We start from the raw sequence: 15,134 nt of genomic DNA on the forward strand, positions 1-15,134 counted from the left end.
GTTACCTCGTCGGTGTGATCGGGAGGATCAGAAGGGCCAGCCGAGGACCGGCAGGCCGATCACCGCGTCCACGGCCAGGCCGCAGAACACGAGCATCAGGTACAGGTTCGACATGTGGAAGAACTTCATGGTGTTCGTCGACCCGCCGCGGCGCACGACGCCGTGCAGGCGGTGCGCGAACACCGCGAACCACACGCCCGAGGCGGCGGCGACCGCCAGGTAGACCCACGACGTCACCGGGGCCAGCAGCAGGGTGCAGGCGACCGTGATCCACGAGTAGATGACGATCTGCCGGGTCACCTGCTGCGCCGTCGCCACCACCGGCAGCATCGGCACGCCCGCCCGCGCGTAGTCCTCCTTGAACTTCATCGCGAGCGCCCACGTGTGCGGGGGCGTCCAGAAGAAGATCACGCCGAACATCACCAGCGCGGGCCACGCCACGGTGCCGGTCACCGACGACCAGCCGATGATCACCGGCATGCAGCCGGCCATGCCGCCCCAGATGATGTTCTGCGAGGTGCGGCGCTTGAGGACCAGGGTGTAGACGAAGATGTAGAACAGGATCGTGGCCACCGCGAACACCGCGGAGATCAGGTTCGTCGTCAGCCACAGGAACCCGAACGACACGACGCCGAGCACGATGCCGAACACCAGCGCGTTGCGCGGCGGGATCGAGTCCTTCGCCAGCGGGCGGGCGCTGGTGCGCTTCATCACCGAGTCGATGTCGGCGTCCACGTAGCAGTTGAGCGCGTTGGCCGACCCCGCCGCGAGGGTGCCGCCCGCCAGGGTGCACGCGATCAGCCACAGCGGCGGCAGTCCGCGCGCGGCGAGCAGCATCGCCGGGATGGTGGTGATCAGCAGCAGTTCGATCACCCGGGGCTTGGTCAGCGCCACGTACGCACCGACGACCTGTCGGGGCGACCGCGCCGGGGCCTCGGTGACGGCACTCATGACAGCGCGCTCCTCGTCAAGTCCGGTGGGGAATGAGCAGATCGTAACCGCGCGTTGCACGGGGAGCCCGTTCGGGTAGTCCCTGTACACACCGGCTACGCCTGTGCGTACACCCACAGAGCGTGAGTAGCACGTGCGTCCGCTGTCCGGACTAGGCTGGCCGGTGGACCTTGGGAACCGCGGATCGGGCCTGACGGACACGATTGAGTTCACCGCCAGCCGTCAACCGCCGCTTAGTGAGTTTGGAGCTGGAAGTCAGTGTCCGTCACCGATGACATCGCCCGGTTGACCGAAGCCCGCCTGCCCGACGACTGGACCGACCTCGACCGCCGCGCCGTGGACACCGCGCGGGTGCTGGCCGCGGACGCCGTGCAGAAGGTCGGCAACGGCCACCCCGGCACCGCCATGAGCCTCGCCCCGCTGGCGTACACGCTGTTCCAGCGCGTGATGCGGCACGACCCCGCCGACGCCGACTGGATCGGCCGCGACCGGTTCGTGCTCAGCGCGGGTCACTCCAGCCTGACCCTCTACGTCCAGCTCTACCTCAACGGCTACGGCCTGGAGCTGGACGACCTCAAGGCACTGCGCACGTGGGGTTCGCGGACCCCCGGCCACCCCGAGCACCGCCACACGCCCGGCGTGGAGATCACCACCGGCCCGCTGGGCCAGGGCCTGGCCTCCGCGGTCGGCATGGCGATGGGCGCCCGCCGCGAGCGCGGCCTGTTCGACCCGGACGCCCCGGTCGGCGAGAGCCCGTTCGACCACGACATCTTCGTGATCGCCTCCGACGGCGACATCGAGGAGGGCGTGACCAGCGAGGCGTCGTCCCTGGCGGGCACGCAGAAGCTGGGCAACCTCACGGTGATCTACGACGACAACAAGATCTCCATCGAGGACGACACCACGATCGCGCTGTCCGAGGACACCGCGAAGCGCTACGAGGCGTACGGCTGGCACGTGCAGGTCGTCGAGGGCGGCGAGAACGTCGCGGGCATCCTCCAGGCGCTGGAGAACGCCAAGGCGGAGACCGAGCGCCCGTCGTTCATCCTGCTGCGCACGATCATCGGCTTCCCGTCGCCGAACAAGCAGAACACCGGCGCGGCGCACGGCGCGGCCCTCGGCGCGGACGAGGTCGCCGAGGTCAAGCGCATCCTCGGCTTCGACCCGGAGCAGACCTTCGAGGTCTCCGACGAGGTCATCGAGCACACCCGCGCGGTGATCAAGCGCGGCGAGCAGGCCAAGGCCGAGTGGCAGAAGTCGTTCGACGCGTGGGCCGAGAAGAACCCGGAGCGCAAGGCGCTGCTGGACCGCCTGATCGGCCGGGGCCTGCCCGAGGGCTGGACCGACGCGCTGCCGTCGTGGGACCCGGACCCCAAGGGCGTGGCGACGCGCAAGGCGTCCGGCGAGGTGCTCAACTCGCTCAAGGACGTGCTGCCGGAGCTGTGGGGCGGCTCGGCCGACCTGGCGGAGTCGAACAACACCACCATGAAGGGCGTCGACTCGTTCGGCCCCGAGGGCATCTCCACCAAGATGTGGAACGCCAACCCGTACGGCCGCACGCTGCACTTCGGCGTCCGCGAGCACGCCATGGGCTCGATCCTCAACGGCATCGCGCTGCACGGCCCGACCCGCCCGTACGGCGGCACGTTCCTGGTGTTCAGCGACTACATGCGCCCGGCGGTCCGGCTGGCCGCGCTGATGAAGTCCCCGGTCGTCTACGTGTGGACGCACGACTCCATCGGCCTCGGCGAGGACGGCCCCACCCACCAGCCGGTCGAGCACCTGGCCGCGCTGCGCGCCATCCCGGGCCTGACCGTGCTGCGCCCCGGTGACGCGAACGAGACGGCCGCCGCGTGGCGCGCCACGATCGAGAACCCCGAGGGCCCGAAGGGCATCGCCCTGACCCGGCAGAACCTGCCGGTGCTGGAGGGCACCAAGGAGAAGGCCGTCGAGGGCGTGGCGCGCGGCGGCTACGTGCTGGCCGGCGAGGGCGAGCCGGAGCTGATCCTGATCGCCACCGGCTCGGAGCTCCAGATCGCCGTCGAGGCGCGCGGGGTGTTCGAGGCCGAGGGCGTCGCGACCCGCGTGGTGTCCATGCCCAGCGTCGAGTGGTTCGACGCGCAGGACGAGTCCTACCGCGAGAGCGTGCTGCCGTCCTCGGTCAAGGCGCGCGTCGTCGTCGAGGCGGGCATCGCCCAGCCGTGGCACCGGTTCGCGGGCGACGCGGGCGAGATCGTGTCGATCGAGCACTTCGGCGCCTCCGCCGACTACCAGACGCTGTTCCGCGAGTTCGGCTTCACGACCGAGAACGTCGTCGCCGCGGCGCGCCGGTCGCTGTCCCGGACCAAGTAGAGACTTCAGGGGAGTTGACGAGATGAGCAGCAATCCGCTGGCGCAGCTCAGCGACGCGGGTGTGTCGATCTGGCTGGACGACCTGTCCCGCGAGCGACTGACCACCGGCAACCTGGCCGAGCTGATCGCCGGGAAGAACGTGGTCGGCGTGACCACGAACCCGACGATCTTCGCCACCGCGCTGTCCAACGGCGCGGCCTACGACGAGCAGGTCCGCGAGCTGGCCGCCCGGGGCGCGGACGTCCACGCCACCGTGCGCGAGGTCACCACGACCGACGTGCGCAACGCGTGCGACCTGTTCCGCGACATCTACAACGCCACCGACGGCGTCGACGGCCGGGTGTCCATCGAGGTGGACCCCCGGCTGGCCAAGGACAGCGAGCGCACCGCCGCCGAGGCGCTCGACCTGTGGAAGACCGTCGACCGGCCGAACCTGATGGTGAAGATCCCCGGCACGGTCGAGGGCCTGCCCGCGATCACCCGCACGCTCGCCGAGGGCGTGAGCGTCAACGTGACGCTGATCTTCTCCGTCGAGCGCTACCGCAAGGTGATGGAGGCGTTCGTCGCCGGCCTGGAGCAGGCCAAGGCCAACGGCCACGACCTGCGCACGATTCACTCGGTGGCGTCGTTCTTCGTGTCCCGGGTGGACACCGAGATCGACAAGCGCCTCGACGCGATCGACAGCCCGAAGGCGAAGGAGCTGCGCGGCAAGGCCGCCATCGCCAACGCCGTGCTCGCCCACGCCGCCTACCAGGAGACGTTCGCGGGCGAGCGGTGGGAGGCCCTGGCGGCCGACGGCGCCCGCGCCCAGCGTCCACTGTGGGCGTCCACCGGCGTGAAGGACCCGAACTACTCCGACACCCGCTACGTCGACCAGCTGGTCGTGGCGAACACGGTCAACACGATGCCCGAGAAGACGCTGCACGCGGTCGCCGACCACGGCAAGATCGAGGGCGACACCGTGACCGGGCGGGCGGCGCAGGCGCAGCAGGTCTTCGACGAGCTGGTCGAGGTCGGCATCGACCTCGACGACGTGTTCGTCGCGCTGGAGACCGAGGGCGTCGACAAGTTCGAGAAGTCGTGGGCCGAGCTGCTCGACACGGTGACCGGACAGCTGGACCAGGCCAAGGGCTGAGGACGAGGACAACATGAGCCAGGTGATCTCCGTGGAGATCGTCCGCACACCGAACCAGGAGCAGGTCGACACCGTCATCGGCGACCTGCTCCGGGACTCGGCGCCGAGCAAGCTCGCCGCCGGGGACGCCACGCTGTGGGGGCCCGACGCGGAACCCGAGGCGTCGATCCGCCTCGCGTGGACGACGTTGCACGAGACGTCGCGCCCGCTGGTCGCGGAGATCACCGCGCTGCGCGACGAGCTGCTCGCCGAGGGCGTGGACCGCGTGGTCCTCGCCGGCATGGGCGGCTCGTCGCTGGCGCCCGAGGTGATCACCGGCACCGCGGGCGTGCCGCTGGTCGTCCTCGACACCACGGACCCGGGCCAGGTCGCCGAGGCGCTCGCCGGCGACCTGGAGCGGACCGTGCTGGTGGTGTCGTCCAAGTCGGGCGGCACCGTCGAGACCGACAGCCACCGGCGCATCTTCGAGCAGGCGTTCACCGACGCGGGCGTCGACGCCGCGTCCCGGATCGTCGTGGTGACCGACCCGGGTTCGCCGCTGGAGGCGGCCTCGCGCGAGGCCGGCTACCGGAGGGTGTTCCTGGCCGACCCGAACGTGGGCGGCCGCTACTCGGCGCTGACCGCGTTCGGCCTGGTCCCCTCGGGCCTGGCCGGCGCGGACGTCGGCGCCCTGCTGGACGAGGCCGCCGCCGCCGCGCCGCTGGTGTCGGCCGACTCGGCCGACAACCCGGCCGTGGTGCTGGCCGCGACGTTCGCCGTCGCGCACGCCCACGGCGCGGAGAAGGTCGTGTTCGCCGACACCGGCTCCGGCATCGCCGGCTTCGGCGACTGGGCCGAGCAGCTGATCGCCGAGTCCACCGGCAAGAACGGCACGGGCCTGCTGCCGGTCGTCGTCGAGGGTCCGGGCGCGCCCGGGTTCGTCGACGCGGCCTCGGACGCCACGACCGTCGCGATCGGACCGGCCACCGGCTCGTCCACGCTGTCCGTCGAGGGCGCGCTGGGCGCGCAGTTCCTGGTGTGGGAGTACGCGACCGCGCTGGTGGGCCGCGTGCTGGAGATCAACCCGTTCGACCAGCCCGACGTGGAGGCGGCGAAGAAGGCGGCGCGCTCGCTGCTCGACTCGCCCGCCGCGTCGTCGGCGACGCCCGCGTTCATCGACGGCCCGATCGAGGTCTACCCGAGCGAGGGCTGGCTGTCCTCGGACGTGAAGACCGTCGCGGACGCGCTGAAGGCGCTGGTGGCCGCCGCGCCGTCGCACGGCTACCTGTCCGTGCAGGCCTACCTCGACCGGATCGACGACGCATCGTTCGCCCTCGTCCGCCCGGAGTTGGCCCAGCGTTCACACCTCCAGACCACCTTCGGGTGGGGACCGCGGTTCCTGCACTCGACCGGCCAGTACCACAAGGGCGGTCACCAGAACGGCGTGTTCCTCCAGCTGACCGGCGCGTCCGAGGCGCACCTCGACGTGCCGGGCCGGCCCTACGACCTCAGCACGCTGCAACTGGCGCAGGCCCTCGGCGACGGCCAGGTCCTGGCCGGACGGGGGCGCCCGGTGCTGCGGCTGCACCTGACCGACCGCGTCGCCGGGCTCGCGCAGCTCGTCGAGGCAATCCAGGAGGACGGTTCGTGAGCGCTCCGACGAAGCGCAACCCGTTGCGCGACGCGCGGGACAAGAGGCTCCCGCGCATCGCCGGCCCCAGCGGCCTGGTGATCTTCGGCGTGACGGGTGACCTGTCGCGCAAGAAGCTGATGCCCGCCATCTACGACCTGGCCAACCGCGGCCTGCTGCCGCCGGGCTTCGCGCTCGTCGGCTTCGCCCGCCGCGACTGGGCCGACCAGGACTTCATGCAGGTCGTGCACAGCGCCGTCAAGGAGCACGCGCGCACGCCGTTCCGGCAGGAGGTCTGGGACCAGCTCGTCGAGGGCATCCGCTTCGTCCAGGGCACGTTCGACGACGACGCGGCGTTCGACACCCTGGCCACGACGCTGGCCGACCTCGACCGCGAGCGCGGCACGGGCGGCAACCACGCGTTCTACCTGTCGGTGCCGCCCAGCGCGTTCACCACGGTCGTCAACCAGCTCAAGCGGGCGGGCCTGGCCACGCCGCCGACCGACAGCCCCGGCCAGTGGCGCCGGGTCGTCATCGAGAAGCCGTTCGGCCACGACCTGGCCAGCGCGAAGCAGCTGAACAAGACCGTGAACGACGTCTTCCCCGAGGAGTCGGTGTTCCGCATCGACCACTACCTCGGCAAGGAGACGGTGCAGAACATCCTGGCGCTGCGCTTCGCGAACCAGCTGTACGAACCCATCTGGAACGCGAACTACGTCGACCACGTGCAGATCACCATGGCCGAGGACATCGGCCTGGGCGGTCGCGCGGGCTACTACGACGGCATCGGCGCCGCGCGGGACGTCATCCAGAACCACCTGCTCCAGCTCCTCGCGCTGACCGCGATGGAGGAGCCGGTGTCGTTCCGGCCGAGCGACCTGCGCGCCGAGAAGGTCAAGGTGCTGTCGGCGACCCGGGCGACCGGGCCGTTCGAGGAGACCACCGCGCGCGGCCAGTACACCGGCGGCTGGCAGGGCGGCCAGAAGGTGCCCGGCCTGCTGGAGGAGGGCGGCTTCGCGAAGGACTCGGTCACCGAGACCTACGCGGCCATCACCTGCGAGGTGAACACCCGCCGCTGGGCGGGCGTGCCGTTCTACCTGCGCACCGGCAAGCGCCTGGGCCGCCGCGTCACCGAGGTGGCCGTGGTGTTCAAGCGCGCGCCGCACCTGCCGTTCGACGACACGGCGACGGAGGAGCTGGGGCAGAACGCCCTGGTCGTGCGGGTGCAGCCGGACGAGGGCGTGACCATGCGGTTCGGGTCGAAGGTGCCCGGCAACAGCATGGAGGTCCGCGACGTCACGATGGACTTCGGCTACGGCCACGCGTTCACCGAGTCCTCGCCCGAGGCGTACGAGCGGCTGCTGCTGGACGTGCTGCTCGGCGAGCCGTCGCTGTTCCCGAAGAACGACGAGGTCGAGCTGTCCTGGGAGATCCTCGACCCGGTCATCGAGCACTGGGGCCGCCACGGCGCGCCCGAGAAGTACAAGGCGGGGACCTGGGGCCCGGTGTCGGCGGACGAGATGCTGGCGCGGACCGGCAGGAACTGGAGGCGGCCGTGATCATCGACCTGCCCTCGACGACCACGTCGCAGGTCAACAGCAAGCTCGTGCAGCTGCGCGAGGAGGGTGGCGCGGTCACCCTCGGCCGGGTGCTGACGCTGGTCATCGTGACCGACGACGGCGCGAAGACCGAGGGCGCCGTGGACGCGGCGAACGACGCCAGCCGCGAGCACCCGTGCCGGGTGATCGTGGTGGCCCGCGGCGCCCGCAAGGCCGCGCCGCGGCTGGACGCGCAGATCCGCGTCGGCGGTGACGCGGGCGCGTCCGAGGTGATCGTGCTGCGCCTGTACGGCGAGCTGGCCAACGAGGGCGCCTCGTGCGTCGTGCCGCTGCTGCTGCCGGACACCCCGGTCGTGGCGTGGTGGCCGAACGAGGCGCCGGCCGTGCCCGCGGAGGACCCGATCGGGCAGCTCGCGCAGCGCCGCATCACCGACGCGGCGGCCGAGAAGAACCCGATCAAGGCGCTGGAGCAGCGGCGCGCGTCGTACGCGCCCGGCGACACGGACCTGGCCTGGACGCGGCTGACGCTGTGGCGGGCCATGATCGCGTCGGCGTTCGACCTGCCGCCGTACGAGAAGGTCACCGAGGCCGAGGTGAGCGGGGAGAGCGACTCGCCGTCGACCGACCTGCTGGCCGCGTGGCTGGCGGCGTACCTGAAGCTGCCGGTGAAGCGGACCAAGGCCGCGCGCGGCGAGGGCATCGTGGACGTGCGGCTGGAGCGCCGGTCGGGGGTCGTGGAGCTGTCGCGCCCGGACGGCAAGGTCGGCACGCTGTCGCAGCCCGGCCAGCCGGAGCGGCGGGTGGCGCTGCAGCGCCGCCAGGTGCGGGACTGCCTGGCGGAGGAGCTGCGCCGGCTCGACCCCGACGAGGTGTACGAGACGGCGCTGAAGGCGCTGGGCAAGGTCGTGCGCGGCCGTACCGCGGCGAAGCCGGCGACGGCGACCCGCAAGCCCGCCGCCGCGCCCGCGGTCTCCGGTCCGGCGACCTCCGGTTCGGCGACCTCCGGCCAGGCGACCTCCGGCACGTCGGCCACCCCCGCGCAGGCGTCCGGTGCGGCGACGTCCGGCCCGGCGTCCGACGGGACCCCGGCCCCCGCCGCGTCCTCGTCCGGCCCGTCGGCGAAGGCCGCGCCCGTGAAGGCGGCGGCGAAGGCGGCGGCCAAGGCCGTGTCCCCCAAGGCGGCGTCTCCCAAGGCCGCTCCCGCCAAGGTCGCGGCACCGAAGGCCGCGTCCCCGAAGGCGAAGACCGACGGCGCGGCCGACGCCAAGGCCGCCAAGTCGGGCAAGCCCCGGGACAAGGCGTCGAAGGCGAAGGCCGGCTCGTGACCCGGCCCGAGGTGCTGGTGCACCGTGACGGCGACCTGCTGGCCGCCGCCACGGCCGCCCGCCTGCTGACCGCCCTGGTCGACGCCCAGGCGGCGCGCGGCACGGCGTCGCTCGTGCTGACCGGCGGCCGGACCGGCATCGCGGTGCTGGACCGGGTGCGCTCCTCGCCCGCCCGCGACGCGGTGGACTGGGGCCGCGTCGACCTGTGGTGGGGCGACGAGCGGTTCCTGCCCGCCGGGCACCCGGAGCGCAACGAGACCCAGGCGCGCGAGGCGCTGCTCGACCACATCCCGGTGCCGGCCGACCGGGTGCACGTGGTGGAGCCGTCGGACGGCCGGTTCGGCGACGACCCGGAGGCCGCCGCCGCCGCGTACGCCGAGGAGCTGGGCTCCGCGCCGGAGTTCGACGTGTGCCTGCTCGGCGTCGGCGAGGAGGGGCACGTGGCCTCGGTCTTCCCCGACTCGCCCGCCGTGCGCGAGCGCGAGCTGACCGTCGTGGCGGTCCGCGACTGCCCGAAGCCGCCGCCGACCAGGGTGAGCCTCACCCTGCCGACGATCCGCGCGTCCCGCGAGGTGTGGCTGATGACGACGGGCGCGGCGAAGGCCGGGGCCGTCGCCGCCGGCCTGGGCGGTGCGGCCGAGACCGACCTGCCCGCTGCGGGCGCCACGGGCCGTTCCCGGACCCTGTGGCTGCTCGACGGGGCCGCCGCCGCCGAACTCGCCTGACCCGACGCACTCCCCAGCTGCCGCCGCGCCCCTCCCGGGACGCGGCGGCAGCGTCGTCCCGGGGTGTGGTGGCAGCGTCGTCCCGAGGTGTGGCGGCACCGCCCCCGCCTGCCGAGCATGACGGATACTCACCTCGTGCCCGCGCCCACGTCCTCCACGCACCCGCGCCCGCAGCGGGTCGGCGCTCCCCCGTCCGGTAATCGGACGTTCGCGCTCGCAACTTTGTCACCCGCACCGCGTCCCGTCCGCGTGACCGGGGTGTCTCGAAGAGTGAGGGTCGGGGTGGGAATCGGGGTCGTGATCGGGAAGGGCGGGTCATGCCAAGCGCGATGACGGCGCAGTACGGTGAGGACCGGCGGGTAGCCGACGCGGGAGGGCCGCTCCTGGCCGGCAACGCGGTCGGGAGGCTGCCGGGCGGGCGGGTCGGCGGTGCCCCGGCCGAACGGGCGCCGCACGCCGCCCGGTGGGGCCCGGCCGCCCTGCGCGACCTCCTCGACCGGCACCGGCGGCGGGCGTTCGACGTCGCGGCCCTGGTGGTGGCGGCGCTCGACGTGTGGCTGCGCGTGGTGCCCGAGGCCGAGCCGTACAACTACGTGCTGTCGGTCCTGTCCGTGGTGGCGCTGGTGCTGCGCCGGCGGTTCCCGTTCCTGGTGGTGCTGCTGACCGTGCCGGGGTTCCTGGCCGGGTGGGCGCAGCTGGCGGCGATGATCGCGCTCGGCACGCTGGCGCGGCGCAGGCTGCTGGCGGTGCAGACCCTCGTCGCGGCCGGCCTGGTGTGGTTCAGCCGGTTCTTCCTGTGGCCGGTCGACGAGTTCCTCGCGCTGGAGTGGGCGACGCACGTCCACGACGCGATCTACGGGTGCCTGGTCGCCGGCATGCCGGTGGCCATCGGGCTGCTCGCCCACGCCCGCGAGGAGCTGTCCGCGCGCATCGCCGACCTGGCGGCCAGCCGGGAGCGGGAGCGGGTGCTGCACGCGCACGCCGTGCGGGCCGACGAACGCGCCCGGCTGGCCCGGGAGATGCACGACGTGGTGTCGCACCAGGTGAGCCTGATCGCGATGCAGGCGGGCGCGCTGCGGGTGGCGGCGGACGACCCGAACGCGCAGCAGGTGGCGGGCGTCATCCGGAACCTGAGCACCCGCACCCTCGACGAGCTGCGGCACCTGGTGAGCGTCCTGCGCACGACCGACGGCGACGACTCGCCGCGGTCCGGGGTCGAGGACCTGCCGGCCCTGGTCGCCGCCGCGGGCATCCCGGCGACGCTCACCGTCCAGGGGTCGGTGGAGGGCCTGCCCGCGCCCGTCTCGGGGGCGGTCTACCGCACGGTCCAGGAGGCGCTGACCAACGTCCGCAAGCACGCGGCGAGCGCCCCCACGACCATCCTCGTGACCGCCTCGGACGACCACCTGCGGGTGGAGGTGGAGAACAGCGCCCCGGGCCGTCGCACCCAGGACGGCGGCACCCAGGACGGCGGCACCCTGCCCGGCGGCGGTCACGGCCTGGTGGGCCTGCGGGAACGCGCCGCGCTGCTGAGCGGGCGGTTCGAGGCGGAGCACACGCCGGGCGGCGGTTACCGGGTCCGGGTCACCTTCCCCCTGCACCCCCACCCCCGGTCGACCTGACGCGCCGGCTCCGGACAACGCGAAGGCCCCGCCCGACCGGGTGGTCGACGGGGCCTCCGCGTGGTTCTTCCGAGCGACTAGGGCTCCTCGCGCTGCTTGCGCAGCTTGGTGAGCGCCTCCTCCAGGATCGCCTCGCCGTCCGCGTCGGAGCGCCGCTCCTTCACGTACGCCAGGTGCGTCTTGTACGGCTCGTTGCGCGGCGGAGCAGGAGGTGCCTGCTCGTCGCGCCCCGCCGGAAGTCCGCACCGGGGGCAGTCCCAGTTCTCGGGGATCTCCGCTTCGACCGCGAACGACGGCCGAGACTCGTGCGCGTTCGCGCACCAGTACGACACCCGACGTCGGGGCGCGGACTCGCCGCGCTCCGATTCGCCCATCGGGCCTGCGCCGACGCGGGTACCGCGAATCGCGTTACCACCAGCCATCGACCCTCACACCCCCACCACGTGGTTTCCCTGTGTCTGTCAGCTCTGAGTCGTACGGGTTCAGAGCTTGTTGAGCAGACCGATGCCGACGATGGCGATGACCCAGATCGCGCCGACGAACAACGTCAGGCGGTCGAGGTTCTTCTCCACGACGCTGGAACCGGACAGGCTCGACTGCATACCGCCGCCGAACAGCGAGGACAGACCGCCGCCGCGCCCGCGGTGCAGCAGCACCAGCAGGATGAGCAGCAAGCTGGAGACGATCAACAGGATCTGCAGGAACAGGACCATATCTTCCTCGCTGTCAGGCAGGTGACGCCACAGAGTACCCGGTCAACTGCCGACCGTGGACCACCTCGGTGGGGATGCTTCTACGGGGTCAGGGTAGTGGGCCGCCCGCGGCGAGCGCGCACAGCTTGGCGAACTCGTCCGCGTCCAGGCTGGCCCCGCCGACGAGAGCACCGTCGACGTCCTTCTGGGCGATCAGCTCGGCGATGTTGCCGGACTTGACCGAGCCGCCGTAAAGCACCCGAACGGCCGAAGCGACGTCCTCGCCGTGCAGCTCGGCGAGCTTGGCCCGCAGGGCCGCGCACACCTCCTGCGCGTCGGCGGACGAGGCGACCTTGCCGGTGCCGATGGCCCACACGGGCTCGTAGGCGATCACGACCTGGGCGACCTGCTCGGCGGTGAGGCCCTTGAGCCCCTCGACGAGCTGGGTGGTGCAGTGCGGCACGTGCTCGCCGGCCTCGCGGACGTCGACCCGCTCGCCGAGGCAGAAGATCGGGGTGACGCCGTGCTTGAGCGCCGCCTTGACCTTCTTGTTGACGGTCGCGTCGTCCTCGCCGTGGTACTCGCGGCGCTCGGAGTGGCCCACGGTGACGTAGGAGCAGCCGAGCTTGGCGAGCATGGGGCCGGACACGTCACCGGTGTAGGCGCCGGAGTCGTGCGGCGACAGGTCCTGCGCGCCGTACTTGAGCAGCAGCTTGTCGCCGTCGACGAGGGTCTGGATGGACCGGATGTCGACGAACGGCGGGAGGACGGCCACCTCGACCTTGGCGAAGTACTTCTCCGGGAGGGAGAAGGCGATCTTCTGCACGAGGCCGATCGCCTCGAGGTGGTTGAGGTTCATCTTCCAGTTGCCCGCGATGAGGGGCTGGCGCTGTGCCATCGGTCAGTCCTCCAACACGGAAACGCCGGGCAGTTCCTTGCCCTCGAGGAACTCCAGGGAGGCGCCGCCGCCGGTGGAGATGTGGGAGAAGCCGTCCTCGGGGAGGCCGAGGGCGCGCACGGCCGCGGCGGAGTCGCCACCGCCGACGACGGTGAACGCGTCGCTCTTGACGAGGGCCTCGGCGACGGCGCGGGTACCGCCGGAGAACGCCTCGAACTCGAACACGCCCATGGGGCCGTTCCAGAAGACGGTCTTGGCGTCGGCCAGCTTCGAGGCGAACAGCTCGCGCGTGGCGGGGCCGATGTCGAGGCCCTGCCGGTCGGCGGGGATCGCGTCGGTGGCGACGACGTCGTGCTCGGCGTCCGGCGCGAAGTCGACCGCGGCGAGGACGTCGACGGGGAGCACCAGCTCGACGCCGCGCTCCCGGGCCTGCTCCAGGAAGCCGCGGACCTGCTCGACCTGGTCCTCCTGGAGGAGGGAGCCGCCGACCTCGTGGCCCTGGGCCTTGAGGAAGGTGTAGGCCATGCCGCCGCCGATGAGCAGCCGGTCGACCTTGGTGAGCAGGTTCTTGATGACGCCGAGCTTGTCGGACACCTTGGAGCCGCCGAGGGCGACGACGTAGGGCCGCTGGAGGTCCTCGGTGAGCTTGTGCAGCACCTCGACCTCGGCGAGCACGAGGCGGCCCGCGTAGTGGGGCAGCTTCTTCGCCACGTCGTAGACGGACGCCTGCTTGCGGTGCACGACGCCGAAGCCGTCGGAGACGAACGCGTCGGCCTTGGCGGCCAGCTCGTCGGCGAGGGCGGCGCGCTCGGCGTCGTCCTTGCTGGTCTCGCGCGGGTCGAAGCGGATGTTCTCCAGCAGCACGACGGTGCCGTCGCCGGCGGTCCCCGTGCCGATCTCGACCGGGGAGCCGAGCAGTTCGCCGAGGCGGGCCGCGACGGGCGCGAGGGAGAACTTCGGGTCGGGTTCGCCCTTGGGGCGGCCCAGGTGGGCGGCGACCAGGACGCGGGCGCCCGCGTCCACGAGCGCCTTGATCGTCGGCACCGACGCGCGGACGCGGCCGTCGTCGGTGATGCGGTCGCCGTCGAGGGGGACGTTCAGGTCGGCGCGCACGAGGACGCGCCGACCCGAGACACCCTCGCCGAGCAGGTCGTCGAGAGTCTTCACAGCGGTGTGGTCCGTCCCTGGCTCAGAGCTTGGAGGCGACGAGGTTGACGAGGTCGGCGAGGCGGTTGGAGTAGCCCCACTCGTTGTCGTACCAGCCGACGACCTTGATCTGGTTGCCGATGACCTTGGTGAGCGGCGCGTCGTAGATGCAGGACGCGGGGTCGGTGACGATGTCGGCCGACACGATCGGGTCGGTGTTGTAGCGCAGGTAGCCCTTGAGGGGACCGTCCGCGGCGGCCTTGTAGGCGGCGTTGACCTCGTCGACGGTGGTCTCGCGACCCACGGTGACGGTGAGGTCGGTGGCGGAGCCGGTGGGCACGGGCACGCGCAGGGCGTAGCCGTCGAGCTTGCCCTTGAGCTCGGGCAGGACCAGGCCGATGGCCTTCGCGGCACCGGTGCTGGTGGGCACGATGTTCAGCGCGGCGGCACGGGCGCGGCGCAGGTCCTTGTGCGGCGCGTCCTGGAGGTTCTGGTCCTGGGTGTAGGCGTGGATCGTGGTCATGAGGCCACGCTCGATGGTGAAGGTGTCGTGCAGCACCTTGGCCAGCGGGGCCAGGCAGTTCGTGGTGCACGAGGCGTTGGAGATGACGGTCTGCGAGCCGTCGTACTGGTCGTCGTTCGCGCCCAGCACCACGGTGAGGTCCTCACCCTTGGCCGGCGCGGAGATGATGACCTTCTTGGCGCCGCCCTCGTCGACGTGCTTGCGCGCGGCCGAGGCGTCGGTGAAGAAGCCGGTGGACTCGACGACGACGTCGACGCCCAGGTCCTTCCAGGGCAGCTTGCCCGGGTCGCGCTCGGCGAGGGCCTTGATGACCTTGCCGTCGACGGCGATGCCCTCGTCGGTGACGGTGACGTCGCCGTCGAGGCGGCCGAGGATGGAGTCGTACTTCAGGAGGTGGGCCATCGTGTTGACGTCACCGAGGTCGTTGAAGGCGACGATCTCGATGTCGTGCCCGCTGGCCTGAACGGCGCGCCAGAAGTTGCGACCGATGCGGCCGAAACCATTGACACCTACGCGAACCGTCACGGTGAGTCTCCTCGATACTCGACTGGCGGAAAACACCAGGGGCGTGCAGTCATTGGGCTGACCAGGCAGCCG

At 72.0% G+C, this 15,134-nt stretch carries 13 protein-coding genes; 7 read left to right on the plus strand and 6 right to left on the minus strand.

Annotation, left to right across the window (positions count from 1 at the left end; genetic code table 11):
* Positions 1–27: 27 nt before the first annotated feature.
* The gene (locus ACRAKJ_RS31505; protein WP_438926690.1) at positions 28–951 is read right to left on the minus strand and encodes a heme o synthase; all 924 of its coding nucleotides are present in this window, start codon (positions 949–951) and stop codon (positions 28–30) included.
* Between the two features lie 258 nt (positions 952–1,209).
* Between ACRAKJ_RS31505 and tkt the strand changes: the two genes are divergently transcribed.
* From tkt to ACRAKJ_RS31540, 7 genes are all read left to right on the plus strand, one after another.
* Positions 1,210–3,303, plus strand: coding sequence for a transketolase (tkt, locus tag ACRAKJ_RS31510; RefSeq protein ID WP_438926689.1), 2,094 nt, complete (start codon positions 1,210–1,212; stop codon positions 3,301–3,303).
* A gap of 22 nt (positions 3,304–3,325) precedes the next feature.
* Positions 3,326–4,438 carry a transaldolase gene (gene tal, locus ACRAKJ_RS31515; protein ID WP_438926688.1) on the plus strand — a complete coding sequence of 371 codons (1,113 nt, stop codon included), beginning with the start codon at positions 3,326–3,328 and terminating at the stop codon, positions 4,436–4,438.
* Between the two features lie 13 nt (positions 4,439–4,451).
* Positions 4,452–6,068 (plus strand): glucose-6-phosphate isomerase, encoded by a 1,617-nt coding sequence (locus ACRAKJ_RS31520; RefSeq protein ID WP_447008766.1) that lies wholly within the window; start codon positions 4,452–4,454, stop codon positions 6,066–6,068.
* On the plus strand, positions 6,065–7,606 hold the full coding sequence (gene zwf, locus ACRAKJ_RS31525; protein WP_438925225.1) for a glucose-6-phosphate dehydrogenase: 1,542 nt from the start codon (positions 6,065–6,067) through the stop codon (positions 7,604–7,606). Before ACRAKJ_RS31520 ends, zwf begins: the two co-directional genes overlap by 4 nt.
* Positions 7,603–8,931 carry a glucose-6-phosphate dehydrogenase assembly protein OpcA gene (gene opcA, locus ACRAKJ_RS31530; protein WP_438925226.1) on the plus strand — a complete coding sequence of 443 codons (1,329 nt, stop codon included), beginning with the start codon at positions 7,603–7,605 and terminating at the stop codon, positions 8,929–8,931. The genes zwf and opcA overlap by 4 nt, the downstream gene beginning before the upstream one ends.
* Positions 8,928–9,656, plus strand: a complete 729-nt coding sequence (gene pgl / locus ACRAKJ_RS31535) for a 6-phosphogluconolactonase (RefSeq protein ID WP_438925227.1) — start codon at positions 8,928–8,930, stop codon at positions 9,654–9,656. Before opcA ends, pgl begins: the two co-directional genes overlap by 4 nt.
* A gap of 329 nt (positions 9,657–9,985) precedes the next feature.
* Entirely contained in the window at positions 9,986–11,278 is a 1,293-nt protein-coding gene (locus ACRAKJ_RS31540) for a histidine kinase (protein ID WP_438925228.1), read from the plus strand.
* Between the two features lie 77 nt (positions 11,279–11,355).
* Here the strand turns inward: ACRAKJ_RS31540 and ACRAKJ_RS31545 are convergent, their stop codons facing one another.
* The 5 genes from ACRAKJ_RS31545 to gap all read right to left on the minus strand — a co-directional run bounded on the left by ACRAKJ_RS31545 (position 11,356) and on the right by gap (position 15,062).
* Positions 11,356–11,700, minus strand: coding sequence for an RNA polymerase-binding protein RbpA (locus tag ACRAKJ_RS31545; protein WP_015103628.1), 345 nt, complete (start codon positions 11,698–11,700; stop codon positions 11,356–11,358).
* Between the two features lie 60 nt (positions 11,701–11,760).
* Positions 11,761–11,991, minus strand: a complete 231-nt coding sequence (gene secG / locus ACRAKJ_RS31550) for a preprotein translocase subunit SecG (protein ID WP_438925229.1) — start codon at positions 11,989–11,991, stop codon at positions 11,761–11,763.
* Between the two features lie 88 nt (positions 11,992–12,079).
* Positions 12,080–12,868 (minus strand): triose-phosphate isomerase, encoded by a 789-nt coding sequence (gene tpiA, locus ACRAKJ_RS31555; RefSeq protein WP_438925230.1) that lies wholly within the window; start codon positions 12,866–12,868, stop codon positions 12,080–12,082.
* A gap of 3 nt (positions 12,869–12,871) precedes the next feature.
* Positions 12,872–14,035 (minus strand): phosphoglycerate kinase, encoded by a 1,164-nt coding sequence (locus ACRAKJ_RS31560; RefSeq protein ID WP_438925231.1) that lies wholly within the window; start codon positions 14,033–14,035, stop codon positions 12,872–12,874.
* Between the two features lie 22 nt (positions 14,036–14,057).
* Positions 14,058–15,062 (minus strand): type I glyceraldehyde-3-phosphate dehydrogenase, encoded by a 1,005-nt coding sequence (gene gap, locus ACRAKJ_RS31565; RefSeq protein ID WP_438925232.1) that lies wholly within the window; start codon positions 15,060–15,062, stop codon positions 14,058–14,060.
* Positions 15,063–15,134 lie beyond the last annotated feature (72 nt).

The sequence above is a fragment of the Saccharothrix sp. DSM 118769 genome (assembly GCF_052936295.1).